Origin of the sequence: Variovorax sp. YR750 (assembly GCF_900109805.1) — a bacterium.
Taxonomy (GTDB): Bacteria; Pseudomonadota; Gammaproteobacteria; order Burkholderiales; family Burkholderiaceae_C; genus Variovorax; species Variovorax gossypii.
This window is the reverse complement of record NZ_FOBJ01000006.1, coordinates 170,031-187,454: the sequence shown is the minus strand read 5'-3', so window position 1 is coordinate 187,454 and position 17,424 is coordinate 170,031. Positions and strand designations below refer to the sequence as shown.

General features: G+C 69.6%; 8 protein-coding genes. 7 read left to right on the top strand and 1 reads right to left on the bottom strand.

What is annotated here, in order from left to right:
* The first annotated feature begins 4 nt into the window (after window positions 1-4).
* Window positions 5-664: a type III secretion system export apparatus subunit SctR gene (gene sctR / locus BMY35_RS14555; RefSeq protein WP_093200038.1), complete on the top strand. Its 660-nt coding sequence runs from the start codon at window positions 5-7 to the stop codon at window positions 662-664.
* A 253-nt stretch (window positions 665-917) separates the two neighbouring features.
* Window positions 918-10,784 carry a DUF4781 domain-containing protein gene (locus tag BMY35_RS14550; RefSeq protein ID WP_177213643.1) on the top strand — a complete coding sequence of 3,289 codons (9,867 nt, stop codon included), beginning with the start codon at window positions 918-920 and terminating at the stop codon, window positions 10,782-10,784.
* A 42-nt stretch (window positions 10,785-10,826) separates the two neighbouring features.
* On the opposite strand, the gene BMY35_RS14545 is transcribed toward BMY35_RS14550, so the two are convergent.
* Window positions 10,827-11,702 carry a helix-turn-helix domain-containing protein gene (locus BMY35_RS14545; protein ID WP_093200033.1) on the bottom strand — a complete coding sequence of 292 codons (876 nt, stop codon included), beginning with the start codon at window positions 11,700-11,702 and terminating at the stop codon, window positions 10,827-10,829.
* A gap of 169 nt (window positions 11,703-11,871) precedes the next feature.
* On the opposite strand from BMY35_RS14545, the gene BMY35_RS14540 reads away from it, so the two are divergent.
* Genes BMY35_RS14540 through BMY35_RS14520 form a run of 5 tightly spaced genes read left to right on the top strand, consistent with a single transcriptional unit; the run spans window position 11,872 to window position 17,423 of the window.
* Entirely contained in the window at window positions 11,872-13,464 is a 1,593-nt protein-coding gene (locus BMY35_RS14540) for an ABC transporter substrate-binding protein (protein ID WP_093200031.1), read from the top strand.
* Window positions 13,461-14,489 (top strand): M14 family metallopeptidase, encoded by a 1,029-nt coding sequence (locus tag BMY35_RS14535; RefSeq protein ID WP_093200027.1) that lies wholly within the window; start codon window positions 13,461-13,463, stop codon window positions 14,487-14,489. Before BMY35_RS14540 ends, BMY35_RS14535 begins: the two co-directional genes overlap by 4 nt.
* A 38-nt stretch (window positions 14,490-14,527) precedes the next feature.
* On the top strand, window positions 14,528-15,505 hold the full coding sequence (locus tag BMY35_RS14530; protein WP_093200023.1) for an ABC transporter permease: 978 nt from the start codon (window positions 14,528-14,530) through the stop codon (window positions 15,503-15,505).
* Window positions 15,502-16,413, top strand: coding sequence for an ABC transporter permease (locus BMY35_RS14525; RefSeq protein ID WP_093200021.1), 912 nt, complete (start codon window positions 15,502-15,504; stop codon window positions 16,411-16,413). The genes BMY35_RS14530 and BMY35_RS14525 overlap by 4 nt, the downstream gene beginning before the upstream one ends.
* A complete protein-coding gene (locus BMY35_RS14520) occupies window positions 16,410-17,423 on the top strand; it encodes an ABC transporter ATP-binding protein (RefSeq protein WP_093200018.1) in 1,014 nt (337 codons plus the stop codon). Before BMY35_RS14525 ends, BMY35_RS14520 begins: the two co-directional genes overlap by 4 nt.
* The last annotated feature ends 1 nt before the right edge of the window (window position 17,424 follow it).

The following is a 17,424-nucleotide window of genomic DNA, read 5'->3' as shown; positions in this document are numbered from 1 at the left end:
ACCCATGCAAGGCGGACTTCCCGAACCCCTCACGCTGGTCGCGCTCATCGTCGCCTTCGGCATCGCGCCGTTCGTGGCGCTGATGGTGACGAGCTACACCAAGCTGGTCATCGTGTTCGGCCTCCTGCGCACCGCGCTGGGCCTGCAGCAGACGCCGCCCAACATGGTGCTCAACGGCATCGCGATCATCCTGTCGGTCTACATCATGGCGCCGGTGGGCATGGACATCGGCGACACGCTGCGCAGCCGCAGCTTCGGCGCCAAGGGCGAAGGGTTGAGCGACATCATGGCCGTCATCGACGCGGCCAAGGCACCGGTCAAGGAGTTCCTGCAGAAGCACACGCACGAGCGCGAGCGGCAGTTCTTCCTGAAGTCGGCCGCCAACATCTGGCCGAAGGCACGCGCCGAGCAACTGAAGGACGACGACTTCATGGTGCTGGTGCCGAGCTTCACGCTCAGCGAGCTCACGCGAGCGTTCCAGATCGGCTTCATCATCTACCTGGTGTTCGTGGTGGTCGACCTGATCGTCGCCACGGTGCTGCTGGCACTGGGCATGTCGATGATCTCGCCCACCACCATCTCCCTGCCCTTCAAGCTGCTCCTGTTCGTGATGCTCGACGGCTGGACGCGACTGGTGCACGGGCTCGTGCTGTCGTATCGATGAGCTCGCGACGGCGCATGACTCTTCGGCTGCCGCGCGCATCGCGCAGCCCCTCGAATCCACGCATTGGCGCGCGCCCGTCTACGAGAACTCGTTGTTGCCCGCGCGCGGGTATGCCACTTAGAGTTCGCGCGGCATCGGAGCCGGCCGGGCAGTTCCGCGCGCCCTTCTTTCAATCTGCAACTTCATCCGGGGTCTTATGGTTCTAGCAGTCAGCAGCGATGGGTCGGGAACGCAATCCGCCGCACAGGCAGCGATGGAGGCATTGGCGGCCGCCAGGGCTGCCGAAGAACTGCGGCGCCAGGCGGAAGCCGCGGCGAAGCGCGCGGCCGAGGAGGCACGTCGGCAGGCCGAGGAAGCGCGCAAGCAAGCCGAAGCGGCACGCCGCAAGGCGGAGGAAGCGCGCAAGGCCGCGGAAGCCGCCGAGGCCAAGGCCGAGAAAAGCAAGGCCGAGGCCGACCAGCAGGAAGCCACCAAGGCTCGCAGTGCCAGCGACGCGGCCGAGCGCGATGCGCTCAAGCAGGAAGCGGCGAGCAACCTCAAGCAGAAGCAGTCCACGCTCGCCGATGCCAAGCTCGACGACATCCAGCAGCGCCGTGCGGACAACAATCCGTCGGAAGCCACGCGCGCCGCGCAGGGCGAGGTCGACGCGGCGCAGAAGATGAACGCCATCTTCGAGCCGCCGGCCAACCAGCCCAAGGGCCAGGCCCCCGCGACCAGCCCGGGCACGCAGGACCTGCTCGAGAAGGCCCAGACCGCCGCCAAGCCGGTGTTCAAGGCGCAGGCGAACGGCGGCGACGGCACCAAGGAACAGAAGGCCGCGGTCGACACCGCCATGACGGACTGGCTGCAGGCCGCCGAGCAGGACATGCGCAAGGCCAGCCTCAAGGCGATCGCCGAAGGCAAGGACCCGAACGACGCGATCGACAAGGTGGCGGCCGACGCCCAGGACGCGCTCGACAAGGGCGGCGTGTTCGACCCGAAGAGCATCGGCGAGTACATCGACAAGGCGCGCGACGGCGTGCGCGCGGACTCGCCCGAGGTGCGGCAGCTGCGCGGCGAGCAATACGACGCCGGCCAGGCCGGCAAGGCGCACGTGGCCGACGCGCGCAGCCGCGCACAGGACGCCGACGCCGCCGCGACCAAGGCCGAGAAATACGCCGCCAGCTTCGGCACCGGCGGCGGCGGCAACGACACGATCATCACCGCGCAGCAGAACGCGAAGGCCGAAGCCGAGCGCCTGCGGGCCGTGGCCAACCGCGCCAAGTCCGAACTCCAGAGCGCCGAGAAAGCCTTCGGCACCACCGATCCGTCGGACCCGCAGAACCCAAAGACGAACACCCTCGGCACGGTCGATGCCGACTACAACGCACGCGTCGCCGACGCCGAGGTCAGGGAGCTGAGCTTCAAGTACGACCAGGCGGTGGCCGGCGGCGATGCCAAGGAGATCCAGAAGGCCGACGCCGCCCTGCGCGATGCGCAGCAGGGCCAGCGCTACATGCACGCGCTGAGCGACGACCTCGACGCCAAGCTCGGGGCCAGCGACGCCGAGAACGCCAAGACCGACGCCGAGAGCGCATGGAGCGCGGCATCGCTGCAGCGCCCCGCCCGCGTCACCGTGACCGAGCACGACGGCGACAAGACCACGACGCGGAACATCGATCCCGACGGCTACGACCCCGCGTTCTGGGCCAAGCCCGGCAGCGAGGAAGGCAAGAAGGTCAAGAACATCGACGGCAAGTACTTCTACGTCGACGGCGACAAGAAGACCGAGCTCGATCCGCTGACCGCAGCGCTCTACGCCGCGAACGAAAAGCAGGATGCCGCCAAGGCCCGCGGCGACCAGACCACGACCACGCTGAACGCCGTCAAGGACGACCTCTTCGGCGGCGCCGACGGCAGCCGCGCCAAGCTCGACGAGGCCGGCTATCTCGATCGCGCGGACAAGATCAACCAGGGGCTGACCGACGCCAACAACGCCGTCGCCAACGCCAAGCCGCAGGACCTGGGCCGGGCGCTCGAGCAGCAGCGCGCCGCGCAGGCCGACGCCAAGGCGCTGAAGGCCATGCAGGACCTGCGCGCGGCCGAGCGCGACCAGGCCGCGGGCAAGACCGTGGACGGCGGCAAGCTGGATGACCTGCGCGTGGCGGCACGCGAGGCCCAGCGCCTGGCCGACGGCGCGAAGCCGAAGCTCTCGGCCGACGACGAGAAGAAGATGCGCGAGACGCAGCTGCCCGCGGCGAAGGAGGCCTACGACAAGAAGGCCGCGGAGGTGACGACGCTCACCGCGCCCGGCAGCAAGGCCACCGGGGCCGAGCAGCAGAAGGCGCTCGACGAGCTCGACGCGCTCGATCTCTCCAAGCGCGACATCGAGACCCAGCTCGGACTGATCGACGCCGAACGCGCCTGGTATGCCGCTCGCTACCAGTACGACCGCACGACCTTCGCCAAGCCGCAGCTGACGATGTTCATGAACGGCGACAAGTCGACCACCGGCGACGTCTACCCGAAGAACTACGACCCGACCTGGAACATCAAGCGCGGCGAGGACGGCAAGGTCAGCGCCGAGGGCCTGCCGCGCGGCCTCTCGCCCGACGACATCGAGGTGCACTCGGACTGCAACGGCGGCTACAACGTCACGATCAAGAAGGACTCGAAGGTCTTCGGCTGGCAGCAGTCCGACCAGGGCAAGATGGTCGACTTCTCGGTGCGCGCCGGCACCTACAAGATGAACCCCGCCACGGCCGCGCGGTGGAAGACCTCCGAGTTCGGCGACGGCGACCTGGCGAAGGCGCGCGGTGCGCGCGCCGACGTCGAGAAACGCCTTGCGCAGGCCGCGGCCGATGCACCGCCGCAGCCCGGCGCACAGCCGGCGCCCGGGCCCGACGGCAAGCCCGCGCCCACGCTGAACTTCGGCGACGACCTCGCGCCGCGCAAGAAGACGGTGGACCAGAACCTCACGGATGCGATCAAGGCACGCGACAAGGCACAGGCCGACTACGACGCAGGCACCGGCGACCGCACCGCGCTGGGCAACGGCCTCGACGACGCCAAGACGCGCGTCACCATCGCCCAGAACGAACAGCTCGCGGTCGATGCCGCGATCGCCTGGCAGGAGGCCAACCACGCACGCCAGCGCATCGAAGCCGACAAGCGCGCGGGCCGCGCACAGCTTTGCTACGCCACCTCGCCGCAGCAGACCGCCGACGATGCGCGCGACAAGGCCGACGCCGCGCGCAAGGACTGGCTCAGCTCGGTCAACAAGTTCCACACCGACACTGCGGCGCGCGATCTCGCAGCCGCGAAGTCGGCGCACGAGAAATGGAAGAGCGCCAACCCCGGCCTGGCCGAGACCGGCAGCGACACATGGAAGAAGCTGCAGGCGGCGCAGACCCAGTCGGACACCGCCGTGCGCTACCAGGCCGCCGGCGCACGCGACAACGCCTACGCGCAGCAGCAGGAATTCACCATCCAGAACCTGCCGTTCAACCAGCGCGAGGACAAGCGCGCGCTCTACCGGCTTTTCGAGAAGAACCCGCAGGTGATGGCACAGGCCATCATGAACGACCAGTTCGTGCAGTACGGCGGCGGCCCGATCGAGATGAAGAGCCGCACGCAGCTCGAGAACGAGATCGGCCTCGCGCTCGGCTGGAACCCCAGCCGCTCGCTCGACGCCGCGACGCCGGCCGACAGCGAGCGCATCCGGCAGAACCAGCGCCTCTTCGGCAACCTCGGCGACGCGCAGAAGGACCTGCTCTCGAAGATGGTCGACAAGGTGGTGGAAGTCGGCGGCGAGCACGCGCGCGTGACCGTGCTGCCCGTCGTCTACGCCCTCGACAGCGACGACGGCGGCATCATCAAGACGGCGATCTTCAAGGTCGAGAGCAAGGACAAGCCGGGCGAGACCAAGCTCGTCGACGAACAGGCCTGGACCTACAAGGACCTCACGGACTACCGCGCCAACAACAGCCTGCCGGTAGAGGGCGTGAAGCTCGTCACGCCCGAGGACGCCAGCTACTCGCTCGACCAGAACGGCAACGTCAAGCTCTTCGCCGGCGACGCGCGCACCGAGACCGGATGGGAGACCTTCCGGCGCACGACCCACCTGGACATGGTGGTCGCCGGCGTCGGCCTGGTGGCCGGCGTGGCGCTGACGGTGGGCTCCTTCGGCACGCTCGCGGCGCCTGGCGTCATGCTGGCGGCCGGCGCGTTCACCGTGCTCGCGGCCGGCTACGGCGTCGCGACCTCGGTCGAAGACCTGAACAAGCTCAGCGCGCACGGCCAGAGCATCAATCCGGCGAACAGCGAGCAGGCGCGCATGGACTGGCTGAACCTCGGTCTCTCGACGGTGAGCGTGCCGGTGGTGGGCGCCTCCACGCGCGCCACCATGGCCGCGCTGCGCGCAGGCCGGGCCGCCAAGGCGGCCACGGCCGCCGAAGCCGCCGGCGACGCCGTGACGGCACAGGCACGCGCGGCCGACTTCGCGCGCTACGCGAAGACTGCCCAGGCCTGGGGCAAGCCCGCGGCGATGGCCTCCAAGCCGCTCGGCCTCGGCAGCGCCTACGCCACCGGGGAAGGCGTGCACTCGCTGGTGAAGAACTGGGACCAGATGAGCCCGGCCGAGCGCGAGCAGCAGATCATGATGCTCAGCGTCAACGCCGCGGGCTTTGCCTCGCCTATCTTCGCCAAGGGCTACGTGCGCGTGCACAACACGATCAAGCCGCCATCCACGAACACCGCGCGGCCCGCGGTCGTGAACCGGCCGGCCGGCACGGTGGGCGACGAGGCGCGGAACACGACGCCCACCGACGCGGTCGTGCCCGCGCGGCCGGCGCAATCCGCGTCGCCCAAGCCTGTCGATGCCGCCGATACGGCCGGCACCGCAAGGCCGGCGGATGCAACGACAAAGCCCGACGCGCTCACGCCGTTCCGCGAGCCGCCGCGCATGAGCGTCGCATGGCCGACAACGCCGCGTACGGTGCCCGCCGACGTGGCCGGTCCGGCGGCGCTGCCGTCCATCGTGACCGATGTCTCGTTCAACCCGGTCATGGCCTCGGTGCGACGAGCGGGCGATACCGCCGATGCCCCGGGAGCCGCGCGCGCACCGACGGGCGCACGCAGTCCCCAGGAGAAACGCGCGGCCCCAGGCTCGAACACCGCGGAAGACGCACCGCGCGCCAACGCCCCCTTCGTGCGCTCGGCGCAACGCATCGGGCTGAAGCAGAACGCAGGCACCAAGGACCTGGTGAGCGTGAAGTCCACGCCGGCATCGCCCGCCAAGGGCGACGAGGGCAGCTTCGCCGTCTACAAGCCGGCACAGGACCCCGAGCTCGGCGGGCCCACGAGTTATCCGCTGCCGGCAACCAGCCGTCTCGGCCCGACGAACTGGTCGGATTCGCTGCTCACCGTGTTCGCCGCCGGCGGCGAAGCCGAGGGCGTGCGCTACTACGTCTATCCGCGCACCGTTGACGACACCGGCTTCGTCTTCGCCGCGCATCGCGACGGATTGCCTGCCGGCACGGACAGCCCCAATGCCGCGCAGCGCGCCAGCGCCCATGCACAGGGCGAAAACAGCGGCGACTTCTCCGGCGTCCTGCCCGCTCACTACGCCACCCTCGACGAAGCGCTCGCGACGGTGCAGCCAGAGGGCTTCGTCGCGCTGGGCGACGAGATCGCGATCGTGCACGCGGCAAGCATCGCGCCGGACGGCAGCGTCCCACCCTCGGCCGTGATGGCCACCGTGAAGGTCGAAACCACCCAAGGCGGCCCCGCGAAGGCCACGCAGGTCACCGCCCATCCGGGCAGGCCCGCCCTGCGCATCGCCTACCCCGAGGGCTATGCGCCGGGCCAGCCGCTGATCTACACCAGCGCCAATGGCCAGCGCGTCGACCTGCTCAACACGCAGTCCGGCCGCAGCGAGATGGGGATCAACGCCTTCCGCCGCCGCGTGGCCGACCTCGATATCTTCGCGCCGGGCGAGCGCGCCGTACGCAGCGACGGCAAGCCCGCGAGCGAGGAGGTCCCCATTCCCGAGGGCTACTTCGCGGTCCACGGGCACGGCCTCGAGGGCGTGATGGCCGATGCGAACGGCAATCCGCTCACGGCCGAGGGACTGGCGCGAGCCATCGTCGCGCACGAGAACTATCACGGCCAGCCGGTGCTGATGCTGTCGTGCCTCAGCGGGGACGGTGCGGTGCCGATGGCGCAACGCCTGGCTACCCTGCTCGGCCACGACGTGTACGCGGCAACCGAGTCGATCGTGATGAACAACCGCGACCAGATCGCGCCGGGCTTCGTCTACACCCGGAACGTCTCCCTGAGCAACGAAGGCAGCTCCTACAACGGCGGCGCACTCAAGGCCGAGCCGCTGCAGTCGCTGCCCATCGTCGGAATCCGCGAGAACGGACGTACCGTCTACGACGACATCGCGGTGCAGGGCACTCCGGTCTACGCGCGCTTTCGCCCGGGCCTGTCGATCGAGCCGGCCGGTGCGCAACCCACCGCGCCCCGTGCCGTATCCGCCATGCCGGAGCCCCCGCGCACGACAAGACCGATCGCGCCCGAGCGGCCGCGCACCGCCGGCACCGGCCGCGGCGACACCGACACGCCCTCCGTCAAGACGGCCGGCCAGCCAAGGGACCCCGCCGCCACCGGCGTGGATGCGCACGGCGCTCCCCTGCCGCCGACCACGCTCGGCAACGGGCGCAGCTGGCTGCAGATCGCGCTGCGCGGCGACAGGCTCGTCGCGTTCCACCAGCGCGCGAGCGAGCCCGGCTCGGGGCTGCGGCCGCTGCAGCCCTCGCCCGACGAGGCCGCGGTGACGGCCCGCATCACCGAGGACCCCGCCGCGGGTTCGAACGTGCGCTTCGCCGTCCATCCGATGGCGCCGGGCGAAACCATGTACGGCGGCACCGGCGTGCGCGCCAAGCGCAACAACACCTTCGGGACCTTCGCCGAGGCCTCCGCCGCGGCGCAGCAGAAGGGCGGCGCGTGGGTGTACCGCATCCATCCCGACGGCACCATGGCGCCGCTGACGAAGCGCGGCCGCGCGACACCAGAGGAGATCATGGGCTCGGTGCACGTCCGCGCGAACGGGAAGCCGATGCCCATCGGCATTCCGAACGTGCGCTCGGCCGCATGGCGCGAAGGCGCGACCGCGCCGGCAGCACCGAGCACGGCGGCGGCCAATCACCAGGCAGGCGAATCCACCGGCCTCGCGATGGTCGAGCCCGACATGGACGCGCTGCTCGAAGGGGGCAGCGACTACACCAAGCCGCGCCCCGCCTACGCGGGCCCGGCCACGATGCGCGAACTCCAGGCGAGCAAGGCCCCGGCCACGCCCGAGGACGTCGAGCAGACGCACTACCTCGCAAGCGCCGGCTCGCCGGACGGCCATGCCGCGCGCGACGTTCCGCTGCGCACGCGCTTCATGCAATGGGCGCGAGGCCAGGCGCCCTCCTTCATCGGTGCGCCGGACTACGTCGGCGGGCGCTACGTGCTGGCCCAGGACTCGGCAGGCCTCAACCAGGGCGCGCCCGACGCCACCTTCTCGCTGCTCGACCGATCGCACGTGTACTCCAGCTTCGAGACCGCGCGCGCGGCGGCGGCCGCGCATGCGAACGCCGAAGGCAGCGGCCTCGTGGGCGTGGTGCGGCTGATCGGCCCGAAGACAGAGATGGCCCAGGTCGCGGCCACCGGACGCTTCACCCAGGCGCAGGTCGACGGCATCGTGGGCGTGCGCCCCGACGGCGCGATACACCCCGTCAGCATCAGCAACCGCCAGGCCGCGCATGCGCCGAAGCCCGGCGAGGTCTTCGTCGATCCGCACAAGACGATGGAGCAGAACGATCAGGTCATGACGCCGGCGCAGAAGAGGAAGATCTTCCTCAAGTCGGTCGGCTACATGGTCGGCACCGGCGCGGCGTTCTATGGCGCCGTGCGCTTCGGCGGCGCGGCACTGGGCCTGCACATGACCAACCCGGCGCTCGGCGTCGCCGGCGCTTCGCTCGGCGGCTACGTCGGTGCGCGCGCCGTGTTCCTTCGTTACGCCTACGAAGCCTTCTTCTACCGCGGCAGCATCGCGGGCCTGAAGCAGGGCGGCAAGATCCGGCTGCAGAAGTACCTCAACCCCAAGGACCAGGACACCTTCGCGCTGATCGGCAACATCGCCGACCCGGCCAAGCGCGAGGCCTCGCTGTTCCAGCTCAAGAGCCAGCTCGACAGCTGGCACGCGGCGCGGCGCGGCATCGAGGGCCGCCACGACTATGCCAAGGCGCTGAGGATCCTGTCGAGGAACCCCGACAGCACAACCGCCCTCGACACGCTCTACAAGGGCGCCATCGAGCGCAGCGCTCGCCCGGTGATCGGCAAGCGCGGCTGGCTGAACCGGATACCGCCGGCGCTTCGCAACGACTACGCGCAGGCGTTGAAGGCCTTCAACGCAAACCCCCGCGACACCCAGGCCGCAGCGCTGCTGATGACTGCACCGGAAGTGGGACGCGGCACCCAGCATGCGGGATTCGTGCGCGGGCGCCTGCTGCGCAACGTGCCGGGCGCGGACCGCGCGCGCTACCGCGAGGCTGTGCAGACCATGGCGAACAAGAGCGGCGACGTCAACGCCGCGCTCAAGACGCTGGAGGGCATTCCGTTCGACACCGTCGCGCGCCAGACCACGGGCGCCCGCGGCGCATTCCGCGGCATTCCGAAGGCCGACCGCCAGACCATCGCGATGGCCACGGAAACGCTGCGCGCCAACCCGTCGGACGAACGCTCGCGCGCCGTGCTGGACCAGAGCCCCGGCAAGCTCACCTCGCCGAACTCGCCGGTGGGCCGCGCGCTGTTCGGCGCGCGCGTGCTGAGCTTCGGGCTGAGCCACTCGGCGGGCACGCGGCTGTACCTGAACCCCTTCTTCGACGCGCCGAGCCACCAGTGGACCTGGGACATCACCACGCTCGACGGCGTGCGCCAGTGGATCGGCAACGAGGGCAGCCTGCACTATGCGGTGGGCAACGCCACCGGCCTCGGCGCCAGCGTGGCGAACCGCTATGCATCGATCGCGCAGGCGCGCGGCGGGCACGTCATGAGCGAGCGCGGATCGACCGAGGCCCCGGCACCCAAGGCCGGCGAGACGCCGCCGCCCAAGGCCACCACGGCGCCGCTCGACAAGGACGGCAATCCGCTGCCGGTCTACAAGGCCACCAACGGCTACTCGTGGTTCAGGCGCGCCCTCATCGGCCTGGGCAACCCGAAGGCCGTCACGCACGACGGCGTGGCACCCGACGGCGGCCCGATGGTCAAGCGCACCTTCACGCAGCGCCTGGCGCAGTTCTCGTCGTGGGGCGACTCCAGCGGAACGATCGGCCTGACGATCTCCGACAGCATCCAGGCCTACATGTACATCCGCGCCGGCCAATGGGACCTCGCGACACCGCAGTTGATGAAGGTGGCGAGCGACATAGGCATCTTCCGCGGCACGCAGAAGGACTACATCGACGAATACCGCTCGAACCGGCAGATGGGACCGATGGTCTACCACTCGCGCCTGACCAACTACTTCAACGCCCCGCTCGGAGAGGCCAGGACGAATCCGACCGAGACCTCGCACGGCTGGATCCGCCGCGGCGCAGCGCCGCTCGTGCTGCTGGGCGTGGCCGTCGCCGCACGGGTGGCGGCCGAGGAATGGTCGATGCACGAGAAGAACAAGAAGCCGCAGCAGCCGGCTCCCACACCCACGCCGACGCCCACACCGACGCCCACTCCTTCGCAGACGACCACGCCGGTGCCCACCCCGTCCCCCACCCTGACGTTCACTCCGACACCGATACCGAGATCGACGGCAACGCCCACTCCGACGCCGAACCCGAAGCCAACTCCGACGCCGAACCCGAAGCCAACTCTGACGCCGACGCCGACACCGACACCGACACCGATGCATCCCCAGCGCGGCGGCGTGCGCTTCATCGTCGACACGATGCAGCCCACGGCCGTCGAACTCCAGGCGATGCTCGATGCGGGTACGGCGCAGGACCCGCTGCAGCCCGGCAACCCGGCGCTGTCGGGCTTCCTCAACGTCGATCCGGGCCACTCCCAGCGCACGAAGGCGGCGGAGGTACTGCTCGCCTGACGTGGACGCGCCCCGTGCGGGGCCGCGTGGGGTCGCGCGGCGTCAGTCGACGATGCCGTTCCTCGCCGCCGGCGGTTGCAGCGCATCGAGCGCCGACAGCCGCCGGTACTCGCTCGGCGCCACCGCGTAGGTGCTCATGAAGGTCTTGTGCAGGTGGCTCTGGTCGCTGAAGCCGGCCGCGTGCGCCGCATAGGTCACGCGGGCGCCGCCGGCCATGAGGTCGCGCGCGTATTCGATGCGGTGCCCCACCAGCAGCTCGTGCGGCGTGAAGCCCCATGCGTCCTTGAAGCGGCGGTGCAGATGGATCGGATGCCAGTTGACCGCCTCGGCGAGGTCGTCGAGCGTCAGGCGCTGCTGGAAGCCGCTGGCGATCAGGCCGTAGGAGCGGCGCAGGCGATCGTCCGCCTCGCCTGACTCGGCCGTCTTGCCGGCTTGCATCGGGATCCACTGCGCGAGCAGGCGGCGCACCAGTGCGCGCGCCGCGATGCCCGCGTCCTCGCGGCCCGTGTCCGCGATCTCGTGCAGCAGCCTGTGGCACTGCGCGAACTCGCGCCCCCAGGGCTCGCATGCGAACACCGAGACCGGTTCGGGCTCGGGCCCGTGCATGCCGTCGTCCGCCTCGGGCACCGGGTTCACGCAGCGCGCAACCGCCACGCTGCAGTACATCGCGTCCTCGCGCCACGGCGTGCTTCGCGCCTTGATCGAATGCCAGACCTGCGGACCGATGCGCAGCAGCGCACCAGGGGGCACCACGGTGACGCCGGTGCTGGTTCTCACATGCAACTCGGTGTCGGAAACCGACAGCGTGTAGCCGCCATGCCGGTGCGCCCGGATCTCTCGTTGAACGAACCGGTTGGCGGTGAACTGCAGGCCTGCCAACTCTTTGTCGCGCCAATAGGAAGATGCAAGAAGTTCCATGGAAGCTAAGAATCTACATGGCGGGAAAGCCGCCGCTTGCTAATGTCCCGGCATCGATTTGCGCCCACGGATTCAACGATTCAAGCGCATGAATGTGTGTCGATGGCGGGCTGGATTCTATGAATCCCGAACCGTTGCGACAACCGGAATTCCAACGGAGACAGAACCCATGAGACCGACCCTGCGTCACTGGCGCGCGCTGCTGTGCGGCGCGCTTCTCGCATGCCTTGCATGCCTTTCCAATGCGCAGGAACTGCGTATCGGGCTGAGCAGCAATCCTTCATCGGTCGATCCGCATTTCGTGAACAACGATGCGATCAGCGCGGTGGTGAGCCACGCCTACGAAACCCTCGTCGCGCTCGACGCCGACGCACGCCTGACACCCGCGCTCGCAACCTCGTGGCGCGCCATCGACGACACCACCTGGGAGTTCAAGCTGCGCGACGGCGTGAAGTTCCACGACGGCAGCCCGCTCACCGCGCAGGACGTGGTGTTCTCGCTCGAGCGTCCCGCGACCATCGTCAACAGCCCGAGCTCGTTCGCCGCCTACACGCGCGCCATCACGGGCAAGAAGGTCGTCGACCGCCTCACGCTGCAGCTGACGACCGCCACGCCGGCGCCGCTGCTGCCGAACGACCTCACGCGCATCTTCATCGTCTCGCGCAAGTCGGCCGAGAAGGCGACCAGCGACGACTTCAACCAGGCGAAGGTGCAAGCCGGCACCGGCCCCTTCAGGCTCGTGAAGTTCACGCCCGGCACCGGCGTGCAGTTCGCGCGCTTCGACGGGTACTGGGGCTCGAAGCCGGCGTGGTCCGGCGTCACGCTGCGCGCCCTGCCGGCCGAATCGGCGCGCATGTCGGCGCTGCTGTCGGGCGACGTGGACCTGGTGGAGAACGTGCAGGCCAACCTGGTCTCGCAGTTCCGCCAGAACAAGAGCCTGAGCGTCTTCACCAAGGTGTCGAGCCGGGTGATGTTCCTCTACACCGACCATCGCGATACCTCGCCCTTCGTCACCGACAAGGACGGCAAGCCGCTCGATCGCAATCCGCTGAAGGACGCGCGCGTGCGCCAGGCGATCTCCAAGCTGATCGACCGCGGCGTGCTGGCCGAGCGCGTGCTCGACCAGCTCGGCGTGCCCACCGGCAACCTGGCCGCGAGCGGCATGTTCGGCTTCAACCCCGAGCTCAAGCCCGATGCCGTCGACGTGCAGGGCGCGCGGCAACTGCTCGCCGAGGCAGGTTATCCCGCGGGCTTCGGCCTCACGCTGTTCGGGCCGAACGACCGCTACGTCAACGACAAGCAGGTCGCGCAGGCCATCGGCCAGATGCTCACCCGCGGCGGCATCGTGACCAAGGTGCAGGTCTCGCCGATGGCGACCTATGTCGGGCGCGCCTCGAAGAAGGAACTGGGCTTCGGCCTGCTCGGCTGGGGCGTGGGCGGCGGCGAGCCCTCGGGCGCACTGCGCGGCCTGCTCGCCACGCCCGACAAGGAGCGCGGCATGGGCGCGACCAACTGGAGCAGCTACAGCAATCCGCAGTTCGATGCGCTGCTGAACGAAGCGCTCAACACCGTCGACGACGCGAAGCGCGAAGCCCTGTTGCGCAACGCCACCGCGCTCGCGCTGAAGAAGGACTACGCGATCATTCCGCTGTACCACCAGGTCTCGACCTGGGCCGCGCGCAAGGGCCTCACGATGGTTCCGCGCGTCGACGAGTTCACGCAGGCCCAGCAGGTCCATGCCGAGGCGGAGGACCGCAAGTGAGCGACATGTCCGACCTGCCGCATGTGCTCGACCACCTGCCGCCCGCGTTCATGGGCGCTTCGGCGCGCACGCTGCACGAGGTGCTGCCGGCACCGACGCTGATCCACCTGCCCGGTGTGCGGCCCCGGCCGGTGTTCGTCTCGGTGCTGCTGCACGGCAACGAAGACGCGGGCCTGCTGGCGCTGCAATCGGTGCTCGCGAAGTTCGGAAACCAGCCGCTGCCTCGCGCCCTCTCGATCTTCGTCGGCAACGTGGAGGCCGCACGCGCCGGCGTGCGCCGGCTGGAAGACCAGCCGGACTACAACCGCATCTGGCCGATCGCCGCGCCGGCCACGCCGCACCAGCGCATGGCGGCACGGGTGATGGAAGCGATGCGCGAGCGCGAGGTCTTCCTGGCCATCGACCTGCACAACAACTCGGGGCGCAATCCGCTCTATTCCTGCCTGAGCTCGACCGGCGCGGAGCATCTGCGGCTCGCGCGCATGTTCTCGCCGCTCGCGGTGCTCATCCAGGCGCCGCAATCGCTGGGCGCCGCGTTCACGCCGATCTGCCCGACGGTGTGCTGCGAATGCGGGGAAATCGGCAACGCCGAGGGCGTGGCACAGGCCGCGACGCTCATCGAACGCTGCCTCGCCGACGACTTCGGGGACGGCACCGCGCACGACGACGCGAAGGCGATCGACATCTACCAGGCCTTCGCGATGCTCAAGGTCGCCGAGGGCCTCACGCTGAGCTGCGACGGCCAGGCCGCCGACCTCCAGCTGCCGCCGGAGATCGAATCCTTCAACTTCCGCGCGCTCGAGCCCGGCCACGTGATCGCCACCACGCTGTCGCACCCCGACGCGGAACCGCTTCGCGCCTACCGGCTCGACGGCGAGGCGATCGCCGGCATGCTGGTTCGCAAAGGAGCCGACGTCTGCCTTTCGACGCACGCGGTCGCCGCCATGTTCACGCGCGACCTGCGCGCCATCCGCCAGGACTGCCTCGGCTACCTGATGCAACGCGTGCCGGTGCACGCGCCCTAGGGCGCACGCGCAACCTTCGATACAGGACCTTCACCTTCATGCTGGTTTATGTGATTCGCCGCCTGGCGCAGAGCGTCGGCGTGCTGCTTGCGATGTCGATGCTGGTGTTCGCCAGCGTCTACCTGATCGGCAATCCCGCCGACATCCTGATCAGCATGGACGCCGATCAGGCCGAGCGCGCGCGGCTCGTGCGGGCCATGGGCTTGGACCAGGCCCTGCCGCTTCAGTACTGGAACTTCCTGCAGCACGCGCTGCACGGTGACCTGGGCAACTCCTTCGTCCATGGCGTGCCCGCGATCTCGCTGGTGTTCGAGCGGCTTCCCGCCACGCTCGAGCTGGCCTGCGTGGCGATGCTGATCGCCATCGCGCTGGGCGTGCCGCTCGGGCTGTGGGCCGGCCTGCGGCCTCATTCGTGGATCGGCAGGAGCATCATGACCGGCTCGATCCTGGGCTTCTCGCTGCCGACCTTCTGGGTCGGGCTGATGCTCATCGTTGTGTTCGCGGTGCAGCTGGCCTGGCTGCCCGCGGGCGGGCGCGGGCCGACGCGCGAGGTGCTGGGGCTTTCGCTGTCGATCTTCAGCGTCGAAGGCTGGAAGCATCTGCTGCTGCCGGCGGTGAACCTCGCGCTCTTCAAGCTCGCGCTGGTGACGCGGCTCACCCGGGCCAGCACGCACGAGGCGTTGACGCAGGACTACGTCAAGTACGCCCGCGCCAAGGGTCTCTCGCCGGCGCGCGTGGTGGGCGTGCACGTGCTCAAGAACATCCTCGTGCCGATCATGACGGTGGTGGCGCTGGAGTTCGGCGCGCTGGTCGCGTTCGCCGCAGTGACCGAGACCATCTTCGTCTGGCCCGGCGCGGGCAAGCTGATCATCGAGTCGATCGGCTCGCTCGACCGCCCGGTCATCGTCGCCTACCTGCTGGTGGTGGTGTCGATGTTCACCCTGCTCAACCTGCTCGTGGACATCGCGTACTCGAGCCTCGATCCGCGCGTGCGGCTCGACGAACAAAGCGCATGACGACCATGTTCGAAGAAGACGAATCCCCCCTGCGCCGCATGCTGCGGCAGTACGCCCGCTCCAGGCTCGCCGTGCTCGGCGCGGCCGTGCTGCTGGCGCTGATGCTCGCCGCGCTGTTCGCGCCCCTGCTCGCGCCGCAGAACCCGTACGACCTCGCGCAGCTCGACATCCTCGACTCGCGCCTGCCGCCGGGTTCGCACGGCGGCAACGATGCCGCGGGCCAGGGCAAGCTCTACCTGCTGGGCACCGACGACCAGGGCCGCGACATGCTCTCGGGCATGCTCTACGGGTTGCGCATCTCGCTGGGCATCGGCGTGGTGGCAACGCTCGCGGCGCTTTCGCTGGGCGCGACGCTGGGCCTGCTCGCGGCCTACGCCGGCGGCCGGCTCGATGCGCTGCTCATGCGCATCGTGGACATCCAGCTGTCGTTTCCCGCGATCCTGGTCGCGCTGGTGCTGGTCACCGTGCTCAAGCCGGGCGTCGGCAATGTCGCCATCGCGCTGGTGGCGGTGCAATGGGCCTACTACGCACGCACGGTGCGTGCCGCGGCGCTCGTCGAGCGCCGCAAGGAATACATCGAAGCCGCGCAGGGCCTGGCGCTGAGCGATACGCGCATCGTTCTGCGGCACCTGCTGCCCAACTGCCTGCCGCCGGTGATCGTGGTGGCCGCGCTGCAGGTGGCCAACGCGATCTCGCTGGAGGCCACGCTGTCCTTCCTGGGGCTGGGCGTGCCGATCACCGAGCCCTCGCTCGGCCTGCTGATCGCCAACGGCCAGCAATACCTGCTGGCGGGCAAGTACTGGATGTCGCTCTACCCCGGCGTCCTGCTGCTTCTCACGATCCTGGCCATCAATCTCGTCGCCGACCAGCTGCGCGACGTGTCGAACCCGAGGCTGCAGAAGCAATGACGAGCGCATCTCAACCCGTGCTGCTCGTCGAGGGCCTGAAGACGCAGTTCGCCACGCGCGCCGGCATCGTCAAGGCCGTGGACGACGTGTCGTTCTCGATCGAGCGCGGCCAGATCATGGGCCTGGTCGGCGAATCGGGCTCGGGCAAGTCGATGACGGGCTACTCGCTCATAGGGCTGATCGACCCGCCGGGCCAGGTGGTGGCGGGCCGGCTGCGCCTCGCGCCGCGCAACGGCGAGGTGCTCGACCTGCGGCGCCTGTCTCCTCGCGCGCTGCAGGGCGTGCGCGGCAACCGCATCGCAATGATCTTCCAGGATCCGATGATGACGCTGAACCCGGTGCTGCGCATCGACACGCAGATGATCGAGGCGGTGCGCGCGCACCACCGGGTCAGCGAGCGCGTGGCGCGCGAACGCGCCGCCGCGGCGCTCGCCAAGGTCGGCATCCCGTCGCCGCACGAGCGGCTGCTGGCCTATCCGCACCAGTTCTCGGGCGGCATGCGCCAGCGGGTGGCGATCGCGATCGCGCTGCTCAACGAGCCCGACGTGATCATCGCGGACGAGCCGACCACGGCGCTCGACGTCACGGTGCAGGGCCAGATCCTCGCGCAGATGCAGAGCCTGTGCAGAGCCTCGGGCACCGCGCTGATCTGGATCTCGCACGACCTGTCGGTGGTGGCGGGGCTGGCCGACACGGTCTCGGTGATGTACGCCGGGCGCATCGTCGAGCAGGGCCCCGTGGCCGAGGTTCTCGACCGGCCGCGCCACCCGTACACGCGCGGGCTGATCGCGAGCGCGCCGTCGCGCAACCCGCGCGGGCGCCCGCTGCAGCAGATCCCGGGCATGACGCCCTCGCTGCTCGCGCTGCCGCAAGGCTGCGCATTCCAGGCGCGCTGCGCCAGCGCGGACGTGGTCTGCCGCAACGAGCCGCCGCTGGTGGCGCTCGACGGCCGCAGGCTGCGCTGCTTCCACCCGGCGCCCCTGCCCTCTCCCTGTGCGATTGCGAACTGAC

What these genes read in the sequence shown, in the direction of transcription:
- sctR (WP_093200038.1), top strand. Translation starts at nt 5, where the DNA reads ATGCAAGGCGGACTTCCCGAACCCCTCACGCTGGTCGCGCTCATCGTC.
- BMY35_RS14550 (WP_177213643.1), top strand. Translation starts at nt 918, where the DNA reads ATGGAGGCATTGGCGGCCGCCAGGGCTGCCGAAGAACTGCGGCGCCAG.
- BMY35_RS14545 (WP_093200033.1), bottom strand. Translation starts at nt 11,702, where the DNA reads ATGGAACTTCTTGCATCTTCCTATTGGCGCGACAAAGAGTTGGCAGGC.
- BMY35_RS14540 (WP_093200031.1), top strand. Translation starts at nt 11,872, where the DNA reads ATGAGACCGACCCTGCGTCACTGGCGCGCGCTGCTGTGCGGCGCGCTT.
- BMY35_RS14530 (WP_093200023.1), top strand. Translation starts at nt 14,528, where the DNA reads ATGCTGGTTTATGTGATTCGCCGCCTGGCGCAGAGCGTCGGCGTGCTG.
- BMY35_RS14525 (WP_093200021.1), top strand. Translation starts at nt 15,502, where the DNA reads ATGACGACCATGTTCGAAGAAGACGAATCCCCCCTGCGCCGCATGCTG.
- BMY35_RS14520 (WP_093200018.1), top strand. Translation starts at nt 16,410, where the DNA reads ATGACGAGCGCATCTCAACCCGTGCTGCTCGTCGAGGGCCTGAAGACG.